The organism is Lysinibacillus sp. GW823-FHT02G10 (assembly GCF_058797135.1).
This window is the reverse complement of the sequence record NZ_JBXAJI010000001.1, coordinates 955,080-974,455: the sequence shown is the minus strand read 5'-3', so window position 1 is coordinate 974,455 and position 19,376 is coordinate 955,080. Positions and strand designations below refer to the sequence as shown.

At 36.1% G+C, this 19,376-nt stretch carries 27 protein-coding genes; 11 read left to right on the top strand and 16 right to left on the bottom strand.

Translation table 11 applies throughout. From position 1 onward, the window contains the following. Positions 1-263: 263 nt before the first annotated feature. Complete coding sequence (locus AC1RFD_RS05070) at positions 264-611, bottom strand: CPCC family cysteine-rich protein (protein ID WP_269898570.1); 348 nt, start codon at positions 609-611, stop codon at positions 264-266. A 214-nt stretch (positions 612-825) separates the two neighbouring features. Then, the gene (locus AC1RFD_RS05065; protein ID WP_048393782.1) at positions 826-1,050 is read right to left on the bottom strand and encodes a hypothetical protein; all 225 of its coding nucleotides are present in this window, start codon (positions 1,048-1,050) and stop codon (positions 826-828) included. A gap of 189 nt (positions 1,051-1,239) precedes the next feature. Here AC1RFD_RS05065 and AC1RFD_RS05060 point away from each other — a divergent pair, with 189 nt between their 5' ends. After that, on the top strand, positions 1,240-1,593 hold the full coding sequence (locus AC1RFD_RS05060) for a hypothetical protein (protein WP_112117981.1): 354 nt from the start codon (positions 1,240-1,242) through the stop codon (positions 1,591-1,593). A 411-nt stretch (positions 1,594-2,004) separates the two neighbouring features. Here the strand turns inward: AC1RFD_RS05060 and AC1RFD_RS05055 are convergent, their stop codons facing one another. Continuing rightward, positions 2,005-2,163, bottom strand: a complete 159-nt coding sequence (locus AC1RFD_RS05055) for a hypothetical protein (RefSeq protein ID WP_492474567.1) — start codon at positions 2,161-2,163, stop codon at positions 2,005-2,007. A 122-nt stretch (positions 2,164-2,285) separates the two neighbouring features. Continuing rightward, positions 2,286-3,248, bottom strand: coding sequence for an alpha/beta hydrolase (locus tag AC1RFD_RS05050; protein WP_492474566.1), 963 nt, complete (start codon positions 3,246-3,248; stop codon positions 2,286-2,288). A gap of 1,040 nt (positions 3,249-4,288) precedes the next feature. Here AC1RFD_RS05050 and AC1RFD_RS05045 point away from each other — a divergent pair. Together AC1RFD_RS05045 and AC1RFD_RS05040 are read left to right on the top strand one after the other, a co-directional pair. Further along, positions 4,289-4,411, top strand: a complete 123-nt coding sequence (locus AC1RFD_RS05045) for a YjcZ family sporulation protein (protein ID WP_081010967.1) — start codon at positions 4,289-4,291, stop codon at positions 4,409-4,411. Positions 4,412-4,555: 144 nt separating this feature from the next. Continuing rightward, positions 4,556-4,762 (top strand): hypothetical protein, encoded by a 207-nt coding sequence (locus AC1RFD_RS05040; protein WP_326141616.1) that lies wholly within the window; start codon positions 4,556-4,558, stop codon positions 4,760-4,762. Between the two features lie 36 nt (positions 4,763-4,798). Here the strand turns inward: AC1RFD_RS05040 and AC1RFD_RS05035 are convergent, their stop codons facing one another. Further along, positions 4,799-5,680: a gluzincin family metallopeptidase gene (locus tag AC1RFD_RS05035; protein ID WP_333880757.1), complete on the bottom strand. Its 882-nt coding sequence runs from the start codon at positions 5,678-5,680 to the stop codon at positions 4,799-4,801. 134 nt (positions 5,681-5,814) lie between these two features. On the opposite strand from AC1RFD_RS05035, the gene AC1RFD_RS05030 reads away from it, so the two are divergent. Together AC1RFD_RS05030 and AC1RFD_RS05025 are read left to right on the top strand one after the other, a co-directional pair. Beyond that, a complete protein-coding gene (locus tag AC1RFD_RS05030) occupies positions 5,815-6,453 on the top strand; it encodes a hypothetical protein (protein ID WP_492474564.1) in 639 nt (212 codons plus the stop codon). A gap of 471 nt (positions 6,454-6,924) precedes the next feature. Then, on the top strand, positions 6,925-7,335 hold the full coding sequence (locus AC1RFD_RS05025; protein WP_103117988.1) for a DUF3888 domain-containing protein: 411 nt from the start codon (positions 6,925-6,927) through the stop codon (positions 7,333-7,335). Positions 7,336-7,487: 152 nt separating this feature from the next. On the opposite strand, the gene AC1RFD_RS05020 is transcribed toward AC1RFD_RS05025, so the two are convergent. From AC1RFD_RS05020 to AC1RFD_RS05010, 3 genes are all read right to left on the bottom strand, one after another. Beyond that, the gene (locus AC1RFD_RS05020) at positions 7,488-7,625 is read right to left on the bottom strand and encodes a hypothetical protein (protein WP_004228528.1); all 138 of its coding nucleotides are present in this window, start codon (positions 7,623-7,625) and stop codon (positions 7,488-7,490) included. Positions 7,626-7,764: 139 nt separating this feature from the next. Then, positions 7,765-8,763 carry an HAAS signaling domain-containing protein gene (locus AC1RFD_RS05015; protein WP_485599148.1) on the bottom strand — a complete coding sequence of 333 codons (999 nt, stop codon included), beginning with the start codon at positions 8,761-8,763 and terminating at the stop codon, positions 7,765-7,767. Continuing rightward, positions 8,750-9,100 carry a PadR family transcriptional regulator gene (locus tag AC1RFD_RS05010; RefSeq protein WP_048393791.1) on the bottom strand — a complete coding sequence of 117 codons (351 nt, stop codon included), beginning with the start codon at positions 9,098-9,100 and terminating at the stop codon, positions 8,750-8,752. The genes AC1RFD_RS05015 and AC1RFD_RS05010 overlap by 14 nt, the downstream gene beginning before the upstream one ends. A gap of 584 nt (positions 9,101-9,684) precedes the next feature. On the opposite strand from AC1RFD_RS05010, the gene AC1RFD_RS05005 reads away from it, so the two are divergent. Beyond that, complete coding sequence (locus tag AC1RFD_RS05005) at positions 9,685-10,194, top strand: YwhD family protein (RefSeq protein WP_492474563.1); 510 nt, start codon at positions 9,685-9,687, stop codon at positions 10,192-10,194. Positions 10,195-10,205: 11 nt separating this feature from the next. Then, positions 10,206-10,442, top strand: a complete 237-nt coding sequence (locus tag AC1RFD_RS05000; RefSeq protein ID WP_004228537.1) for a DUF362 domain-containing protein — start codon at positions 10,206-10,208, stop codon at positions 10,440-10,442. A gap of 102 nt (positions 10,443-10,544) precedes the next feature. Here AC1RFD_RS05000 and AC1RFD_RS04995 read toward each other — a convergent pair whose 3' ends face one another. From AC1RFD_RS04995 to AC1RFD_RS04970, 6 genes are all read right to left on the bottom strand, one after another. Then, positions 10,545-11,294, bottom strand: coding sequence for an ABC transporter permease (locus AC1RFD_RS04995; RefSeq protein WP_492474562.1), 750 nt, complete (start codon positions 11,292-11,294; stop codon positions 10,545-10,547). Beyond that, complete coding sequence (locus AC1RFD_RS04990; protein WP_054549386.1) at positions 11,284-12,054, bottom strand: ATP-binding cassette domain-containing protein; 771 nt, start codon at positions 12,052-12,054, stop codon at positions 11,284-11,286. Before AC1RFD_RS04990 ends, AC1RFD_RS04995 begins: the two co-directional genes overlap by 11 nt. Positions 12,055-12,218: 164 nt before the next feature. Continuing rightward, a complete protein-coding gene (locus tag AC1RFD_RS04985) occupies positions 12,219-12,560 on the bottom strand; it encodes a DUF1048 domain-containing protein (protein ID WP_036080890.1) in 342 nt (113 codons plus the stop codon). Positions 12,561-12,616: 56 nt separating this feature from the next. Beyond that, a complete protein-coding gene (locus AC1RFD_RS04980) occupies positions 12,617-12,937 on the bottom strand; it encodes a PadR family transcriptional regulator (protein WP_004228545.1) in 321 nt (106 codons plus the stop codon). A 407-nt stretch (positions 12,938-13,344) separates the two neighbouring features. Next, on the bottom strand, positions 13,345-13,968 hold the full coding sequence (locus AC1RFD_RS04975) for an HAD family hydrolase (protein ID WP_492474561.1): 624 nt from the start codon (positions 13,966-13,968) through the stop codon (positions 13,345-13,347). Positions 13,969-13,983: 15 nt separating this feature from the next. Next, entirely contained in the window at positions 13,984-14,379 is a 396-nt protein-coding gene (locus AC1RFD_RS04970) for a pyrimidine dimer DNA glycosylase/endonuclease V (protein ID WP_492474560.1), read from the bottom strand. Between the two features lie 77 nt (positions 14,380-14,456). On the opposite strand from AC1RFD_RS04970, the gene AC1RFD_RS04965 reads away from it, so the two are divergent. Beyond that, positions 14,457-14,918, top strand: a complete 462-nt coding sequence (locus tag AC1RFD_RS04965; RefSeq protein WP_416141604.1) for a GNAT family N-acetyltransferase — start codon at positions 14,457-14,459, stop codon at positions 14,916-14,918. 187 nt (positions 14,919-15,105) lie between these two features. Here AC1RFD_RS04965 and AC1RFD_RS04960 read toward each other — a convergent pair whose 3' ends face one another. Both AC1RFD_RS04960 and AC1RFD_RS04955 read right to left on the bottom strand, forming a co-directional pair. Further along, positions 15,106-16,878, bottom strand: coding sequence for an oleate hydratase (locus tag AC1RFD_RS04960; protein ID WP_492474559.1), 1,773 nt, complete (start codon positions 16,876-16,878; stop codon positions 15,106-15,108). Between the two features lie 276 nt (positions 16,879-17,154). Beyond that, the gene (locus AC1RFD_RS04955) at positions 17,155-17,415 is read right to left on the bottom strand and encodes a hypothetical protein (protein ID WP_103117981.1); all 261 of its coding nucleotides are present in this window, start codon (positions 17,413-17,415) and stop codon (positions 17,155-17,157) included. A 151-nt stretch (positions 17,416-17,566) separates the two neighbouring features. Between AC1RFD_RS04955 and AC1RFD_RS04950 the strand changes: the two genes are divergently transcribed. From AC1RFD_RS04950 to AC1RFD_RS04940, 3 genes are all read left to right on the top strand, one after another. After that, entirely contained in the window at positions 17,567-18,100 is a 534-nt protein-coding gene (locus tag AC1RFD_RS04950) for an HXXEE domain-containing protein (protein ID WP_066038263.1), read from the top strand. Between the two features lie 37 nt (positions 18,101-18,137). Continuing rightward, positions 18,138-18,329, top strand: a complete 192-nt coding sequence (locus AC1RFD_RS04945) for a hypothetical protein (protein ID WP_054549391.1) — start codon at positions 18,138-18,140, stop codon at positions 18,327-18,329. 89 nt (positions 18,330-18,418) lie between these two features. Next, positions 18,419-19,369 (top strand): bile acid:sodium symporter family protein, encoded by a 951-nt coding sequence (locus tag AC1RFD_RS04940; RefSeq protein WP_066038262.1) that lies wholly within the window; start codon positions 18,419-18,421, stop codon positions 19,367-19,369. The last annotated feature ends 7 nt before the right edge of the window (positions 19,370-19,376 follow it).

Sequence of the window (19,376 nt, the reverse complement as noted above, 5' to 3'; positions counted from 1 at the left end):
TTGAAATTTCATTGGTATTCTTCCAAGCAATTTCTTCATCTGGATCTTGGTATTATCCCCACCTGTTATTTCACATAAAAAATATTGTGTTGTTAGTTTATGTTTTGATAATACGAGAGCTGTTCCTTATTGCAAAATCTCGCCCGAATCTTGAACAATTTAAAACCGTTGATTTCTGTTTCAGACGTACGCATTCTGGAGGGGTTGTGTCGCTCCTCCCATAGTCGCTGTTTTCCACTCCAATCAACTTTGAATCTGCTTCTTCATTTTATTGGATATTCATATTCTTTTGGTTGTCTGCAAGACTTCTTTAACATGGGCAATACTGCCCCAAAACTTTGATAATTTTTTCTTGCTTCAGTCAATGTTAAGCCATGGTTTTGGTCACTTGCCTCAACATTACTTTGAATAAACAAATCTATCTCCCAAAAACATACGGGGCAAATATAAGCAAGGGCATCGCCATTGTTCGGAATTGTAATAAACTCGCAGCAAGGGCATGGTGAATTTCCAACTACTATATCAGATTCAATGTCATGTTCGCAGTTAGTTGTATCATCGTAGTTTATGTTTGGCACGTATTGATTTGTCTTATTTTCTTCGTTTTTCATTTGTGAGAAACCTCCTGGTAAAGTCCTTCAAATTCTCTTTACCTAAGTTCTGGAACAACAATCTTTCTCTTTTCATTTTGATAAAATACTATGAGTTTAAAATTGTAATCTCCTTATTACTGAGCATTCAGTTAGCCATCAACGAAGGTCAAAATTAGCATGTCTCCATAGACAATGAAAGATGATTAAGTCCCTTCATGGGAGTTTAGTTTCGTTATTTGCGAGTTAAAGGTGTTTCTGGTCTATTTGAGCAATATTTGCAAGTAGGGTCACTACATTTTGATTCAGTCCAACTATTACAATTAGGACAAAAATAAGAATCAAAATCATCGTAATATACTAAATTATATTTGCATTTAGAACATTTATCTTGTTTAATTTCACCATAAAATTCAAAATCATCTATCATCACTTTGCCGTAGCCTTCGGTTATTTTCATAAACAACCTCCTTGAAACTATTTAATTGATAATTGTGTAATTAATAACCATTATAACATATATTATCCATACATTTTTTTAAGTATATTACATTTATTTCAACACTCTACTTCGTTATGTGAATAAAAAAATGTGCAAAAATTTTTGAATTATTGATAAAATTAAACCATTAATCTATTGGAGGACATAATGAACACGAAACAATTAAATGAGCAATTTTATGCGAAGAGAGAACTTGTTGGTACTGTCGATCATTGCCTATGTGAGGATTGTATTTTTTATGCAGAGCAAATTATGAAAAATAATACGCTTGTCGAGTTTTTACATACTAAAGGCCTTGATCCACGAAAAGCTAATGAAGTTTGGTGTTACATGGAGAAAGATGGATATAAACATTACACGATTGATTTTTTTGAAGTGTATGCAGATAAAGAAGAAACACATACTTTTGGCAACGCAAAAATCACATTTTATGTCAACATCTACGCTGAAAAAGAGCAGCTTCCATATGTATGCACAATAGATGCTGTTTTTAAAATGTAGTGTAACTTTAAAAATCTCCAAAGCATCGTTTTCGAACCTTTCGTTAAAGAATGTTATTCAGCAATCTGGCCCCGTTTGTTGAACGCAAGTCAAACAAAGCTCTTCAAACTAAACTACCTCGTTAGTATGATAAGAAAAAGAGCTAGATAAAAAGCTTATTGGTCTTCAAGTAAAGACTCTGTTAGTTGAAGCGTATTCAAGACATGGAATTACTTTATTAATTTTCTCCTGTTAAAATTTCATAGAGATTTTCTGAATCTTGCTTTGTTAATTTCACATATTTATCACTATCCGTAACAATTTCTAAATTTTCACCATTTTGGCTAACCCAAAGCGAATAAGAGGCTATTTTGTTTTCGCTACTGTTCTTAAATGGAAATTGAAATTGGTAGTCAGCATAGCGTACCATTTCTATTTTTTATTTATCCAATTAGCATTTTTCACTATATCAATCGCTTTTTCCACTTGTTTTTTTTGATTGACTTCTTTAAAGTTTTCAAAAATATTTTCTTCACCAGTTCGTTTCTGTACAGTTATTTTTTGCCCACCCATTTCATTCATTTTTTTCAACATGTGACCTCCTTATATATTACTTTCTTATAGTACTAAACTACTCCGTTAGTTTAATAAAGAAAAAAAGAGCTGCATTTGCAACTCAATAATTGTTAATTAATGCGCCCATTACATAATCGCTAGTAGCGATGTAAACTTTCTATAAAGGCCTCTGATTCCTCAGCTATTCGCTCATAGTCAATACTATGAATATAGTGAGATGAATCTAACTCTATCAATTTACCTTTATCAATCCTATTAATAAAGTCATTTTGAATTCCATTCCACTTTTGATTGTCAAAACCAGTCCCCTCACCATTCGATGAAAACAAAAGTATAGGCATGTTCGGGATTCCAGCTTTTTTGACTTTTTGCGCATTTACTTTTATATAATCTATTTCATTAACCATATCTTTAGTCAATGTTCTTCGATAAAAAATTACTTTATACAACTCTTTCTCTTCATCTGTTAAATTCCCATATTTTATTGCATCACTTTCCGATAGATTTGGAATCCATCTGGTCAAACCAGTCTTAGCAGTAAAAGCACCTAATCGAACGAGGAACATATTGATAGATAATTCTTCATATACAGCAGGAACAGCCATATCTAATCCAATAATAGCTTTTATTTCATCAGGGTAATCTTGCGCCCATTTCAAGGCTTCAATGCCAGACATCGAATGTGGGAGTAAAATATATGGACCTTCAATTTCTGATTTAAAAAGTGCCTCTTTTGTTTCAGCTAGAATTGTATCAATATCTCGGTTAATATCTGTGACTTCGCTAAATCCATAACCTGCCTTTTCAACAACAACAATTTTATATTTATCGCTTAACAAAGTATAAAGTGATTTAAAATCTAATGCAGGTGAGCTCGTACCACCCCCAGACATAAAAACAAGGGTATCTTCTCCTTTTCCTTCTGTATAAACGTGCATTTGATGACCATTAACTTCTACAAGTTGCCCAGTTGGAACAAATCGTACCTCTTCTTTTGATAATTGTATTTTATGATTAATAAAGCTCAAAGTAAGAATCAACACAAATAATGAAATAATTGTAAATATTATTAACATAATGCGTTTAAATCCTCTTTTCATATATCTCACCTATATCCTGCATTTTATACACAATCAAGTTTCGGTCATTTTACACACGTAATATTTCATAACTGCCTGAATGCTTAAAATGAAACTAATCAAAGTCGATAATAAAAGCTCCATTGCTTCATGTTGATTCCATATCAGCCCATATCGCATGAACAAATAAAAGCAGCTTGCCAATGCATGGCAGGTAAATAGACTTCCCCAGATCACTGCCTTTGACCTTTTATAAGCATTACTACCCCTTAAATATTTCATATAGTAGAAACAAACAGCACCTATTCCTATAATGAACATTGAGGTCTGAACAAAAGATGTTGTCACAATCATCGGTTCTTCGTGCGGCATATCCACATAGAGAAGGTTTCCAAGGTGAATTATGTTAAAGCTCAATAGACAAATTACCACATATAAAAACAATAGCCATTCGGCAGTTATCATGAACCATTTCATTATTGTCTCTACCATCCTCGTCTAATAACCTAGTATTTTCTTTATTTGCTAAATATCTACAAAAGGGACAATAATGATCTCTCGCTCTGAAGATCGCACGGTACATTTCGGACCAAGGAATGGTATCTTCACAGCTATCACATTCTACATAAAGATCAGGTAATAAACCCTTATCTAACAAAACATCCCACTGTGTGTTGGTTAATCAGGTCCATTTTTTATACTATCTATAATGATTGCCAATACTTCCCATCATAAATTCGATTTGACTTCACTAATTCTGTTAAATAAGCCATACATTCGGTTGGTTCACTTATGATTTTTTGCTTTAGTTTTTCCCGTAGCATGTAACGCCCGCTTTCTTTTCTAACTTTGCTTGCAAATCTAACATCACTCTCTAATTATGTAAAAAAATAAAAATTAAGTAAATGAAAAACCTTCTTCTATAAAAATAATTTACAAGTATGTTTTCAGCATTTTTTAGAACCATAGGGTAAATACCATTTCTCCTTTCTGCCAGCATACATATTATAGGTTGTAGAAAGGAGGGATTTTCAGTGGGATACAATGGAAACGTAGGTAACATGAACAACAGCTGCTATTACGGCGGCGACTCTGGCGGTGGCGGCTATTACGGTTCAACATTCGTATTAATCGTCGTTCTATTCATTCTTTTAATTATTGTTGGCGCTTCTTTCTTGTACTAATTATCCCAATTAGCACCTAACCCTTTTACAGACTTTAGGAGTCTGTAAGGTCAAGGGTCACTTTACCAGCCTAGTGACCCTTTTCCTTTTCAGATAATCGTGCGATAATCAAATTTGAAATGGTAAATTTGAGGTGAATTTTACATGTTGCGAGTAATTAAAGCATTGCTAGGCATCGCATTGATTATGGTTGGCCCTATGTTGATTGTCATTACGGTTGACGATACTGTATTTCTCAAAAATATATTATTAAGAATCATTGGTGGTCTGTGCGTTTTACTTGGCGTTCATTTATTACATAGACTGTTTCATCCGAATTCATACACAAGTAAACCCACGAGCTCCAATTAAAGAGCACTTGGGTTTACTTAAATATTTAGAAAAATATTATTCCTTGGCAAAATATTTTGGGTCTATTTGAAGAAGAATTGTATTCATATCATAAAAATTTCCTGATTTAAATTTTTCCTCATGAGTAAACCCTTGTTGTTGTTGAATAAATGCTAACCATTCCTTTTCTAACTCACTACTACTCTTTCCGTAAACTTCCTCTAATTTTTGCGCTAGTTCTTTCTCGTTATATATATGTTCAAACTTTTCGAGTCCGTAAGTATCAATTAAATATGTAACAAATGATGCCGCGTGCGTGTAGCTCATCTTCATCATGACTCGATTCTGTTCTTCACTTGAAAGTGCTGGGCGAAAATAGACATCATCTTGATTTGGATCAATTAACTTACTAATAGGAATTAACTTATCTGAATCCAAATAATGCTTCATGTATTTTTCAAAGTATAATTTATTTTTTCCATATTGATCCTCCATATAACTCGCAAAACCCTCTTGTGTAAAATAGCCATGATCTGATTCGAAATTGTTGCCATAGCCAAGTAAAGAATGGGTCATTTCATGGACTAGTGGATAGATATCTTCATTAACACCAGTTAGTTCGATTTTCGATGCAAACCCCCAGGATAGACCGTCTTCCTTAAACCATACGTTGATATGCTCAGATGGCGTGTAGGAAGTATGTATAGAATTCTTTATGTGGTCGTATACTGTCACAATTTCATCCTTTATAGCCTCTACTTTTTCTTGTGGAACACCAATCTCATTCTTAATTTCAAAGGTTATTTTGCCATCCTTTGTGACCACAATATTTTCATCGTTTTTCTCTTCCTGTATTTGTTCTTTAGGTTGAACGGTTTCTGCTGTACAGGCTGTTAATAGCAATGTGCAAAGAAGGATTGTGCCTCTCCATTTAGCCATAATTACCTCCTAAAAAAGTATTTTCCAGTTTATACGAAACTTAAAATCCAAAAGTTTCATTTTTAAAAGAAAAATAGGGAAAATTAGACAAAATTATTTATAATGTTAGTAGACATGGCAAAAAGGAGGTCGCAATGAACAAAAGTACATGTATTCATTACAATCCACGCTATGGCTGGGATTTAAATAGTGATGCAAATTTAGAAATGCGGTTATTTGCCAAAGCACAACGTAGACAAGTAACTATTCTCAGCTATGGATGTGACTTAGATCATCACACCATTAAAAAAATTGCTCGGCACTACCTCACTAGGAAAAAAACTGACGAAGCCGAAGAAACATTAGAAATAAGATATGATACATATGATGCTAATTCATGTAAACATGAAGAAAGTCAATACTATTGGAAAACCTCTTTCATTAGTGAAAGAACATTAGCTGCTTTCCTACAAGCGCTATATCGATTACCTGGTACACATATTCACTGTGAATTTAATGTGCGGGGACATTTTGAAGTAAGGATAAATGGTGTGGAATTTTCTACACGTGTATTAAAAGCCCTTGATTCTCCATCTATGTATAAGGAAGATTTAATCGGACGCTATCTTTTATTTATTGATACAGAATCACCTGACAATGAAATGATACGCCATAAAATTCACTTGCTCCCCAAAGAGCTGCAAAGTCTCTCTCTTCCCTTAGACAGTTCACAGCTCCAATGGCAACTATTAGTAAAGGACTGGATAACAGCTATTCTTCGCTACGATGTGTAAATTTCAGCATATTCAAGATGATGGTCTATAAAACCAAGTAATCTTATCATATAAATAGAAGTAGTGTTAAGCGAATTCGTTTAACATGGCACCTCCCGATTTGTTACTAAGGGGCACTTCCATCTGTGCCCCTTCTATTTTTTGCCTATTGCACACTTCATGCCATCCCATACATATAATACTTTCGTTATGATGGGACGTAGATTTATGTTAGAGGTTATTTTAAATTTTTTATCGAATACCTATGTTGGTCAAAATATAGCAAGGCTCCGTCAAAATGATTGGTTCCACACCATTTATTATGATGAACCGTATCGCAGCTTATTTTTTTCCAATCGTCATGTCAGAAAATATCTTCAATTATTTGTATAACCTATACTCGAACACCTTTACTTCGATCATACATACTTCATTCCATAAAGGTAACAATACAATGCATTAGGGAAAGATCACAAAGAGGTGTAGAAGAAAATGAAAAAGATGTTACTCGTCTTTATATTCCCCCTTGTACTAGTTCCTTCATTTCAAACAATATCCGCTTCAACAGCTGAACCAACACAGGATTCTAACGAACTGAGATTGCAGGATATGCTCATGCTTTTGCTTACTCCTTATATTGAAGAAGATTTGACCAATTATTATTCAAAGATTAGAAAGGATGTTTCCCCTCATATTACGCCTTGGAAAATTGAAGTAATTGATACAAAAAGAAATCATTTCCGAGGCTTTCAAATGCAAATTACATTTGAAATTGAACCTACGGATGGCGGACAATGGATTCCTATTGGAAAGGATCGAATGACCTATGAAATTTCTTCAGGACCTGATGTTAAATTGATTCATCACACACATCTCAAAACGTATAAATATCCGCCTGAATAATACCTTCCCATTAAAATTGTAAGCTTGTCCCTTTATTGAATGTCATGCGATTTTTTTATCTGTGAATCATAAAAGCACCCCATCAAAGCTTGTCTTACTTTGATGGGGTATTTCATCGTTATACTAAACTCCGCTGTTCGTAGACAACCTATTTATTTTCTATCTCTTATTTCTTCTAGTATTTCTATTATGCGATTGTTTTGCCTTTCAATCGATTTTAACTTTCTCTCTATTATGCTTGAAGAGAAAAACACAATTAGTACAATTGCTATTCCAATTAGTAAATCCATTTTACTTCCCCCACTGTTTATTTATGTAATTTCACTTCATCCTACATAGATTTCAAAAGAAAAAGATGGCTCTATACGGAGGCCATCTTTAAGTAAAGAATCCATGGTTGCGTACTAATTAATGCTAAACAACGATGAATTAACGAATTCGAGCCTTGCGGAAGCCGTCGAATATACTGATTGCCGCTGATACAACAAATATAATGATTATGCCGCCAATTAGCCATATTTCAAATTGATTAGTAGAGGTGGTAAATAAATTACTCATGTACGCGATACTTTCTTGGTTCATTAAATTCGGATTACTTACTATCACAATGAATACTCCGGTTGCGAAAAGCTCCACAATTGTATTAAAGATTGCCACCTTTTTCGTCCATTGCCCTTTTAGTAGTTTGTAGAGGGCTAACCCAATTTCGAGAGCAATGACAACGATCACAATGGGCCAATAATGAAGTAAAACATCCTGATTTAAAGCTGGCATTACGAATTCGAGACCCTCTCCACCATCTTCATATATACCTAAAAGATGATTTGCATAAAAATAAAAAGTTGCCCAAATGGCTGTCCACATTAAATAGCCAAATACTTCAAGCTTGGTAATTGCCTTTTTCTTAGGAATATAAATGACGGTTTTCAGATCTTCGGGAGTCCATTTTTTAAGACTTGCTGATAATGGATGCTGCTCTTTTCCTTTATCAGTACGTTCCAAAATGACGAATACGACCGTTAGCCAGAAAAAGACATGTATGCCTACTTCAATGATTCTCCATATTCCTTCACCCATCATATTGAGGACAGCATTCATAACCGCTTCTTCCCCACCAAAACTAATAAAATATTCAGCAATCATTGAGATTACCGCAATGACAGCGGCAATGGGAATAATCATTTTTAGTAACGAGAGGTATACATCAAAATAGCGAGGGCCGATTAAATGCATTGGTTGATCACGATAACCGCTCGCTAACGCCGCTGGATTCCCTAACTTTTCCAGCACTTCCTTTACATCATGCTCATGGTAATCATCAGGTAACATATCCTCAATGGTTGATCGTAACTCAAGTGCGATATCCTCACGATTTTTTTCAGGCAGCCTCCGCGTGACTTCTTGAATATAAATTTCAGTCAGATTCATCTTTATCCTCATCTCCTTTTAGTAGCTCATAAAGTTCTTTTGAATTATTAATCCATTCTCGTTTCAATTGCAAAAAGACGTCTAATCCAAATTCACTTAATACATAATACTTGCGGGGTCTACTCTCAGAGGTTTCCCAGCTACTTGTCACTAACTCTTGTTTTTCTAAACGGCGAAGCAATGGATATAAGGTACTTTGATCAATGTTAATGCCCGAATCTTCCAATAATTGAACAAGTGAATATCCATACTGCGGTGTTCGTAATTGACTTAAAACGGCTAATGTCAGTGTTCCTCTCCTAAGTTCTGTCATTAATGAATTCAGTAACGTACTCATTCACTCACCTCAATTTCACTTACTATATGACATACACTGTATAACTTATACTATGTATCGTACACTATTGTTGTTACAACAACAAGCAATTTTATTGTCCTTTATAGAAAAATTAGCTGTTTTCAGGAGTCTTAGTCCTTTTTCAGCTGCTTGGTTTCTACCAATTAAAACGGAATGGCAAAATTTATAGCAACAACCTTCTGCTAATTAAAGGTCCAATCACTGTATTATCGTCAAATTTCCAATACATAACATTTCAGACATTAGTCTGAAGACAATCATTGATGTTAGACGTTATATTGTATTTATACTTTTTAACGATAAAAGTATGAGGAAAAATCCTAGACAACCATTACGTATAGAAAAAAATTACTACTAAAACGTTCAAGTATCTTAATTTATAAAACTATACGTAATGTGTTTGTTAGATTTGTACTTGAAAAATTACCAACAGGTAGAACATCTTGTACAACGTAGCGTACAGTGATGTTTTTTTTATGCGTTTTGCTATGAGCAAAAACTGTATGTTCAGACCGATTAACTATTTATTAATAAGGAAATACAAATGTGTCGAGGTGACTTCTATGAAAGAGAAAATGCATTTTACAATTTTAAGTAACGATTCAACTGACGGAGATGGAGGTTACGGAGTAGGTACCCTTGATCTAAATAATGTAACGTCAATTATTATAGATTGTGAAAAAGAGCACGTGTTTATAGATTTAGAAGCCTTACACGGACGAAGTAAAATTGAAAAAAAAGTTCGTTTTTCACCTGATCTAGCTCATGCTAGTAGCGATTATTATCGTTATTGGATAGTTTGGGTAGCGATTCAGGTTAATCAAAATGGCCCCTATTATGCGGGATGTACCGCAAGTGAAGTACGGGTATCAAAAGAAGAACGTCGTATTAAGCTTGGCTATAAATCTTTGCCAGAGCAGGTAAATTATTTAGATAAGGCGCTGAAAGGGAAATTTCTCTTGCAGCATATGGATCGTCATTCTAAAAAGCTACTTTTTCAGTTTTTATCTGAATTTAATGAAGCGTATTGGAAACACTCACCCGAAGAATTAAAACACCAGTTGTCTGTATAGGAGGATTTATAATGGCATTTGTAATTACAGAATTATGCAGGGATGAAAAAGCGGCTGTCTGTTTGGATGTCTGTCCAGTAAATTGCATTGTTATGACAGATACCCAATATGTAATTGATCCAGATCTTTGCATTGATTGTGGAGCTTGTGAATTAGTTTGTCCAGTAGAAGCGATTTATTTTGAGGATGATTTGCCTTCTGAATATCAGTCAGCAACCCTTCTAGCACGAAATCATTTTCGAAATTAGCATTGTCTTTATCCATATAGATTGAATAGAAGCGAGAACAAGTCGATTTCCTATACAATAAGAAATCGACTTTTTCGTATGGCTTATTTGATAATGACGAATTTAGCCTAACTGGCGTTTAAATTGTTTAATGGCGAAAAAATATGCGATGACCATGATGCCGATGCACCACATAAGAGCGGGCCAGATATCATTACTAACAGAGCCTTCATATAAGAGGGTGCGAATTGCATTGACGATTGAGGTAACGGGCTGGTTCTCAGCAAACGCACGGATAATTTTAGGCATGGTTTCCGTGGGAACAAAGGCCGAACTGATAAAGGGTAGGAAAATCAGCGGGTACGAATAGGCTGTTGCCCCCTCCATAGACCCTGCTGCTAATCCAGGAATGACTGCCAACCATGTCAGTGCTAGCGTAAACAGCCCTAGTATGCCAGCTACCGCAAACCAATCCAAGAGATCCGTACTAGAACGGAAACCCATCAAGAACGCAACAAGGATAACGACTACAACAGTAAGCGCGTTGGAAATAAGCGAGGCCAACACGTGAGCCCACAATACAGCCGAGCGCTTGATGGGCATGGTGATAAAACGTGCCATCAGCCCACTCTTTCTATCTGTAAACAGCCGTGCGGAAGTGTAAGCGCAGCCCGATGCAATGGCCATCAATAAGATTCCTGGCAATAAATAATTAACGTAGTTGGCTGTACCTGTCTCTATTGCACCACCAAATACGTAGACAAATAGTAGCATCATCATAATTGGCGTAATCGCCACCGTAATTATTGTATCTGGGCTGCGCATAATGTTACGCATTAAACGCCCTAGCAATACCCATGTTTTACTCTTCATTTAAATCCTCCTTTTTACCAATGATGGCGAGGAAAATGTCCTCAAGTGTTGGCTGCTTCTCAATGTACTCTACTTTCGCAGGTGGGAACATCTCTTTAAGTTCTAGAAGTGTGCCTGTCGTTATAATTTTTCCTTCATGTAGGATGGCAATACGATCCGCCAGTTGTTCGGCTTCCTCCAGGTACTGGGTCGTTAGCAGGATGGTCGTGCCACCATCCGCAAGCTCCTTGACTGTTTCCCAGACTTCCATTCGTGCTTCAGGATCAAGCCCTGTCGTTGGTTCGTCTAGAAAAATAACCGCTGGCGACCCAATCATGCTCATGGCAATATCAAGTCGGCGCCGCATCCCGCCAGAAAAATTGTCTGCCCGACGATTGCCCGCATCTGTCAGGCTGAATCTTGCGAGTAGATTGTCTGCTGTTTGAGCGGGATTGGAAACCCCTCGCAACTTGGCAATCATGATCAGGTTTTCCCGCCCTGTTAGCATACCGTCTAAAGTGGCGAACTGCCCTGTTAGGCTGATGCTCTGACGAACATGATCTGGTTGGTGCTGGACATCAAAACCGCAAATCCCTACTTTGCCACAATCAGATCTCATCAATGTGGAGAGAATATTGATTATCGTCGTTTTCCCTGCTCCATTTGAGCCTAACAATGCGAAAATTTCGCCACGCCGCACCTCAAAATCCACGCCCTTTAAAACTTCCTTTTCTTTAAAAGATTTTTTTAACCCTTTTACAGAAATCGTATCTTTGCTCATCCTTTTTCCTCCCTTTTTAAAAATCTATTTGCAGAGTTAGATTACCCTTCCTTAACTACTTAGTCTGACTGATAATCTGTATAACTTAGTACCGTTTAAAATTAAAACTGAATAGCGAAGGCAACAATGAACAAGTAGCTATTCAGTCGGTATTACTGACCCATTTATTTTTTTCCTAATCGATTCAAAATGCTTTGATTTAAATCTTCACGATACTTGGCGATATAGGTTTTTGCGTTTGCCACTAGCTCATCAGCAAAAGACGCTACATCTTCGCCAGTGATTTCCAGCACTTTCCTGCCTTCTGCTGCCCCAGCCTCGAACAACTCGATCAATTCATATTGCATGTGCAGCATATCCATCCCATTACCCACTGTGAAATTCCACATGTAGTTTTGAATTTTTTTAAACACAAATTGGTAATCCTCTGGTAGTTGTTCGACCCGTGCCATCATCATCTTGTACTCTTTTTTATCACCCATCATTTTTTTGAACAATTCAATCACGTTATTTTCCTCCTTTGTATTATCAAGCTAAAGTTCAGACGCATTATCATATGAAACTAAAAAGACTTTAGAGCATTGATTTTTGACGAGATAAAATCCCACTTTTCCCAAAATAATTTTAGTTCGTCACGTCCAGCCTCATTAAGTGAGTAAAACTTGCGGGGCGGTCCCATATCTGATGGTTTCTTTTGAATATTCACCAGTTTTTTTTTCTCTAAACGCACGAGGATGGTGTAGACCGTCCCTTCCACGACCTCAGTGAACCCTAACTCGTTCAGGCGTCGGGTAATTTCGTATCCATAGGTTTCATGACGGCTAATGATTTCCAGTACGCAGCCTTCCAGAGACCCCTTCAGCATCTCCGTTAAATTTTCCATATGCAGAACCACCTCTATTTGCTTTACTATTCTGTACAACTTAGTACTTAGGTAAAATTTTTTCGCTTTCGAGAAGCTATTAAGTATTACTTATTACAACTACATAGTAACACCGAGTAGTTTGGGTGTCAATTACTTTTCTTATAAATTTTTTTGATGCCACTATTCAAGAAAGAAAAAAGAGCTGCCTACGCAACTCGCAACTCCATGTTCCTTCATTAAGTTTTCACATTCTTATGAAGCGACTGTACTTATCCATATCAGGTGAGCCATTTATTTACGTTCAATATCCTATCCCATGTGAGGGTAGATTTAAGGAATTTAACTGTCTTAACCTTTTTAACTATTTACCTTCCTCATAGGCAAAGATGGTGTGAAATCTAGGACACCATCTTCTGTTTTTCATGCTACTTAACGATTGCTAAAATATCCTTTGGGTCATAAAAAACGTAATCTGCCTCCTCAAAGCCAATGGTGGATTTAGCTCCCCAATGGGCAAGAGCAAATTTGGCGCCTGCTTGCTTTGCGCATTGGAAATCATAGATAGAATCACCAATATAGATGGCCTCTTCTGGTGCTACCTGTAATGCATCCAGACATTTTAACAGCGGCTCTGGGTGTGGTTTATGCTTTTCCGTATCACTGGCACTTACAATATGCTGGAAATACTCACTTAACCCAAACGGCTCAAACTCATCCACTACCTCTTGCGCTGTTTTAGAAGTGACAATCCCTAATTGTAGTGGCTTTGTTGCAAGGTGCTGAATAACTTCCTCTAGACTTTCGAAAACAGCCACTTCATGTGAAAAATCCAGCACAGCCGCAGACCATTTCTGATGCACAGCCTCTACGTCATCCACGTTAAGCCTCTGCAATGCATCTTTTCCTGGGATGCCTAAAGCAAATCGTAATGCCTCAAAGGGATAGTCCTGTTTTGTTTCTTCTCGTAAGGTTCTTTGCAAAGACTGTAAAATCGCTTGCTCCGTATCCAAAATCGTTCCATCTACATCAAATATAATCGCTCTTAACATGTATAACCCTCCTAGTTAAAGCACGTTATTTATATATGTGCATAATTGCTGATACAATTCCCCTTCATAATCCTTCTGACCTCTTATAAATTTCTCCTTTAAATTATAAAAACATATTTCAAGATATTCCTGATTATGATGCTGTTGAAAGGGTCTCCTATCCTTTACTGGGCCCAAACCCTTAAAGTAGTTATTCTTTTTTTCGTAGGTTCGAATTTGATAACCCCGCTTCTTCATTTCATCCATGACTTTTTCTGTATACAAATACAAATCTTCTTTTGGGTATTCGTATATATAATTAATCAGTATATGCTGATCCTCTTTCGCAAATATGCTATTTAGCTCTCTCCACTGCGACAGTAGTTGTCCTTTTGGTAGATACGCAATTAAATCTATATGCCATAACCTCATGTGCCTTCTCCTTTCTATTAATCAACCATTAATGTAAAATATTACTTACTATGATACTAAACTGACGGAGGGATAGTATGAAAATAAAAACTGCAACGCTCGATGAAATTCCACAAATTGAGCGTTTATACCAAGAGCTTTTTTTAGAGATGTCGATTCTTCAACCTAAATATATCAAACCTGCCAAACAAGATGCCAACTTTATCAGGTTTACGATCATTGAGGATGATTCAGATATTTTAATCGCAACATTCGAGAACGAAGTAGTAGGCTTTTTACTTATTAAAGAAACGACGACCCCACCCTATACTTGCTTGGTTGAACACAAATATGCTTTTATTGTGGATGTGATTGTTGGCAAGCATTACCAAAACAAAGGAATTGGGTCTGCTTTATTAGATGAAGCGAAAAAATGGGCAGCCTATCGTCACTTGGACTATCTGGAGTTAAATGTATTGACTGAAAATAAAGGTGGTAAATCCTTATATGAAAAACACGGGTTCAAGGATACGAACCAAACGATGCGCTTAGAATTTTAAGTATGTGATGGGAAAGAAGGGACTTCAATGGAAGAAATGAAAACCGTACACAAGAAAGCCAACCTCATAGTGCCTGTCTTTATTGGCATGGGGTTAGGTGCGTTTATCGGTTTACTTGCCTATGTAAAAGACTGGCTATAAAAAAAAGAGACAAAGCCCCTCAAACTGCTTTGTCTCTTTTTCAACACTATATTAGTTTACTTTCTTTCAGTAAATCATAAATGATTGTATCCTTTGTTTTATGAATACCCAATTTACCGATTTGCTTTAAGATAAATGGTGCATCAATATCTGTTAGTTTTTTACCATCCAGCAAACGAGCCGTTGATGCTAATAATGTGCGAACATCAAAGGCAGACGCAAACACCTCTGGCACACCTCGGTCAATCGTTAATAGTTGATAGACTGCCTCCATCGCCGTTCTTACGGAATATTCAGTAGTAAAGACTGTATCTCTTGCGGTTTCGCTGAAGTTGCCAATAAAGGCTAAATTAGCTGATCCTTCTGGCACAACAAGTGGACGATCACCCATTGCTCTTGGCATGAAATAAGAAGTGATGTAAGGCATATAGCATGGAATCGTATTGCAAGAATTTTGTGCAATGTCTGGAATTTCATCCACTGGTACACCCATATGGTATAACCACTCTTGTGCAATCTCAATACCTGTACATTCCGTAATACTTTTTTTAATAAAATCACCTGGCTTGTTTGATAGTAAGCCATAAATCCAAACAACTAATTGGTCCTTTGATTGATTTTTAAAGTGAGGTTGTCGGTTCAATGTATAGCTTAGCATCCAATTAGAATCGGTAGCTGTGACAATCCCTCCTGTTACGACCTTACCAGCGTATGGGTCCCTTTTACTGATTTTTTCAATATATGGAGCCACACGATCATCTAATGTTGTAAGGGTAGCTGAAACAAACCAGCTTTCCTCTGGCAGATTATCGCATAACTTTTCTGGTCGACCAAACTCTTCACCTTGGGCAGCGATATTTTTCCACAGGGACCAGCTGCCACCTAAATCTTTATTCATAGGGGCTGGCGTATTATTATCCCCGTATGTTGTACTTTCTGTAATACTACCATTTGTCACAAACACTAACTCATTTTCTGTTAGTTCAATATTCTTTTTCACACCATCTTTTCGTAACACCAATGTATGAGCTACTTTTTTGTCTCCTACCTTATCAACTAAAACATTTTCTACAACCGTATTATATTGGAAATCAACATCATGACTTTCTAAGTATTTAATCATTGGCAGCACGAGCGATTCATACTGATTATACTTTGTAAATTTTAAGGCCGATAAATCTGGTAATCCGCCAATATGATGAATGAAACGCATAATATAACGACGCATTTCCATCGCAGAATGCCATTTTTCAAACGCAAACATTGTAGACCAATAGAGCCAAAAATTCGATTCAAAAAATTCATCTGAGAAGACATCTGTGATTTTTTTATCCTCTAATTTTTCCTCAGGCGTAAAGAATAATTTAATCATTTCTTCTGAGGATTTGTCTGATAAAGTGAACTTGCCATCATCCTCAAGTCTTTGGCCTCTATCCTTCATTAATCGACATTTTGAATAATTAGGATCCTCTTTATTAAGCCAATAAAATTCATCTAAAACGGAAGCATTTTCTACTTCTAACGAAGGAATGGAACGGAATAAATCCCATAAGCATTCAAAATGATCTTCCATTTCTCGTCCACCGCGAATAATAAACCCTCTCGTCGGATTAAGTATGCCATCTAGACTTCCTCCTGAAATATCTAACTCTTCAAGAATATGAATGTTCTCACCTTTCATTTGGCCATCACGAATTAAAAAACATGCTGCTGACAGTGAGGCTAGTCCCGAGCCAATCAGATAAGCAGACTTTTTATCGACTCCCTCAGGTTTTTTAGGACGTGCGAAAGCTTCATAGTTACCATTGCTGTAATACATATTACCGCCTCCTAATTTATTATTCTAATATAGAATAACACAGGTTATCGACAAAATGGTAAAATGAGCTAATAATTAACAAAAAATTCAAATCCGCTAATTGTGCGTTAATTTATCTTCCCTTCTCATTGGACAAAGCAAGTGCTTGTATTTTTATAAAAGAGAACCATACAGTAAATAATCGTAATAACCCCCTTAACGCCTGCCTTAAAAAGGAAAAACCAATTCAATAAGTTAATATTAGCTTTGCATAATTATTATCTCAATAAATCTTTTTTAACCTTCATTCCCTTTTTGAGGTTTAGCCAATTTCTCGTTACCTCGTTTAAAATTACCCGTAATTTTAGCTAACAATAGCTGGACTTCCTTTATCTGCCCCTCCACCTGCTTAATTTTTGCTAGTAGACGCTCAGCCTCTTTCTCCTTGACGATTTTAATTTGCTTGCCTTCATAATAAATAACGACAGTCCCCTTTTTTGTCGTTTGATATGAGAATGGTTCCTTGTTTAGTCTATTACGTTTATCGATTTCACTCACAGCTTCATCCCCGATTTCTTAATAATTAGATTCAATAATAAATGAATCTTAGCTTACAACTTTTTCTAATATGTTATTATTAACATATATTATATAAATATGGTATTTCTAGTAACACTTCCAGCATAGTGATAAGGAGAGAGGTATTTATATGGAATGGACGAATGTTCAAACACTAATTTGGTTGTTTCCTATTTTATTTATTATTCATGATTTTGAAGAAATTATTATGGTAGAGAAATGGTTACATCATAATCGTCATAAGCTGTATGAAAGATTACCCCAAAAAATAGCCGATAAAGTGGTGAAACAATTTTCAATGAGCACCGCACAATTTGCGGTTGCTGTCTTATTTATCTTCTTGTTTGTCAGTCTCTCTACCATTCTGGCTAACTACTATTTTCTAAATGGAGTCACTTTTACTATCTATTTTTTCACAGCTGTTACACTTGTTTTCTTTATCCATGCTTTTACCCATATTGGACAATCGCTCTTATTTCGTTCTGTTACACCAGGAGCTATAACATCAGCCATCATCATTATTCCCTATAGCATTATTTTATTTAAATCTTTGTTTACTAGTGGCATCCTTACTTGGCATATCGTTTTGATAAGCCTGCCTTTTGGCATACTATTTTTTCCCATTGTCTTTACTGCGCATTGGATAGGTAAAAGAGTGATATAGATATATGTTCATGAAAAGATAGAAAGGAGGCAGGAGAATGGCAAAAACTCCGATTTATTTAAAATTAATGATTGGTATTGGGATGGTTATTATCCTAGCTTCGTTATACTTTTTAAAAGACCAGCCTTATTATTTATGGGTTAGGTGGACAGGTAATATTTTATTGATCGTAGGCATTGTATGGATGCCGTTCACTAAAGAAACCAATAAAAAACATGTAAATTCTTAGCAGGAGTAAATCTTCTGCTTTTTTTGCGGTAAATTTACCTACGATTATAATAAAAGTGATAAAATCAGATAAAAAAAGAAGGTCTTTGTATGTTAGAAAAACTAAATGTATTTCTCCAAAAATACATTGCGATCCTGACACCATTAAGTTTAATTGTAGGTGTATTCTTAGAAAGTATTGGACATCATTTATTATTCCTCGTCTCCTGGCTATTTGCCTTCATGACATTCTCAGGAAGCTTACATATGAAATTTAAAGATGTAAAAATTTTCATGAAGCATCCAGTTCTCATTTTATTCTCCATCCTTTTTCTTCATCTCTTGATGCCTTTATGGGCTTATTTCTTATCCACTGTTTTGTTTGATGACCATTTGTTGACTGTTGGTTTTGTCTTAGCAGTTGCACTTCCAACAGGTGTAACGAGTGTTATTTGGATCAATATTTGCAAAGGGAACTTACCGTTAGGCTTATCAATTATTTTAATTGATACGCTCCTTTCACCCATCATCCTCCCCTTCATCCTCTATATCGTTTCGGGTGAAAAAATTGAGTTGGATGTGGCATCCCTGATTCTGAATTTACTATGGATGATTGTCTTACCCACGATTTTAGGTATCTTAGTGAATGAACTTTCGAAAGGAGCCATCCCCCAAAAAATCGGTAAGAAACTTGCTCCTTTTTCAAAGCTATGTTTATTTGCTGTCATACTGATTAATAGCAGTGCCATTGCTCCCTACTTAAAGGATATCAACATGCATCTCTTCTTCGTGGTGCTTTTAGTGTTCTTGCTTGCAGTATCAGGCTACCTATTTGCTTACCTCATTGGTCGATATCTGTTAAAAGACGGTCCACAAATGGCAACCTTTGTTTTTACTAGTGGCATGAGAAATATTGCAGTCGGTGTCATCGTGGCCACAACGTACTTTCCAGGTAAAGTCGCCATGCCTGTTGTGTTCGGTATGCTGTTTCAACAGGTACTAGCCTCCGTTTTTAGTAAGATGGTGAATCCTTTGTATAAACCAGATAAGAGCACCGTATAGACGGTGT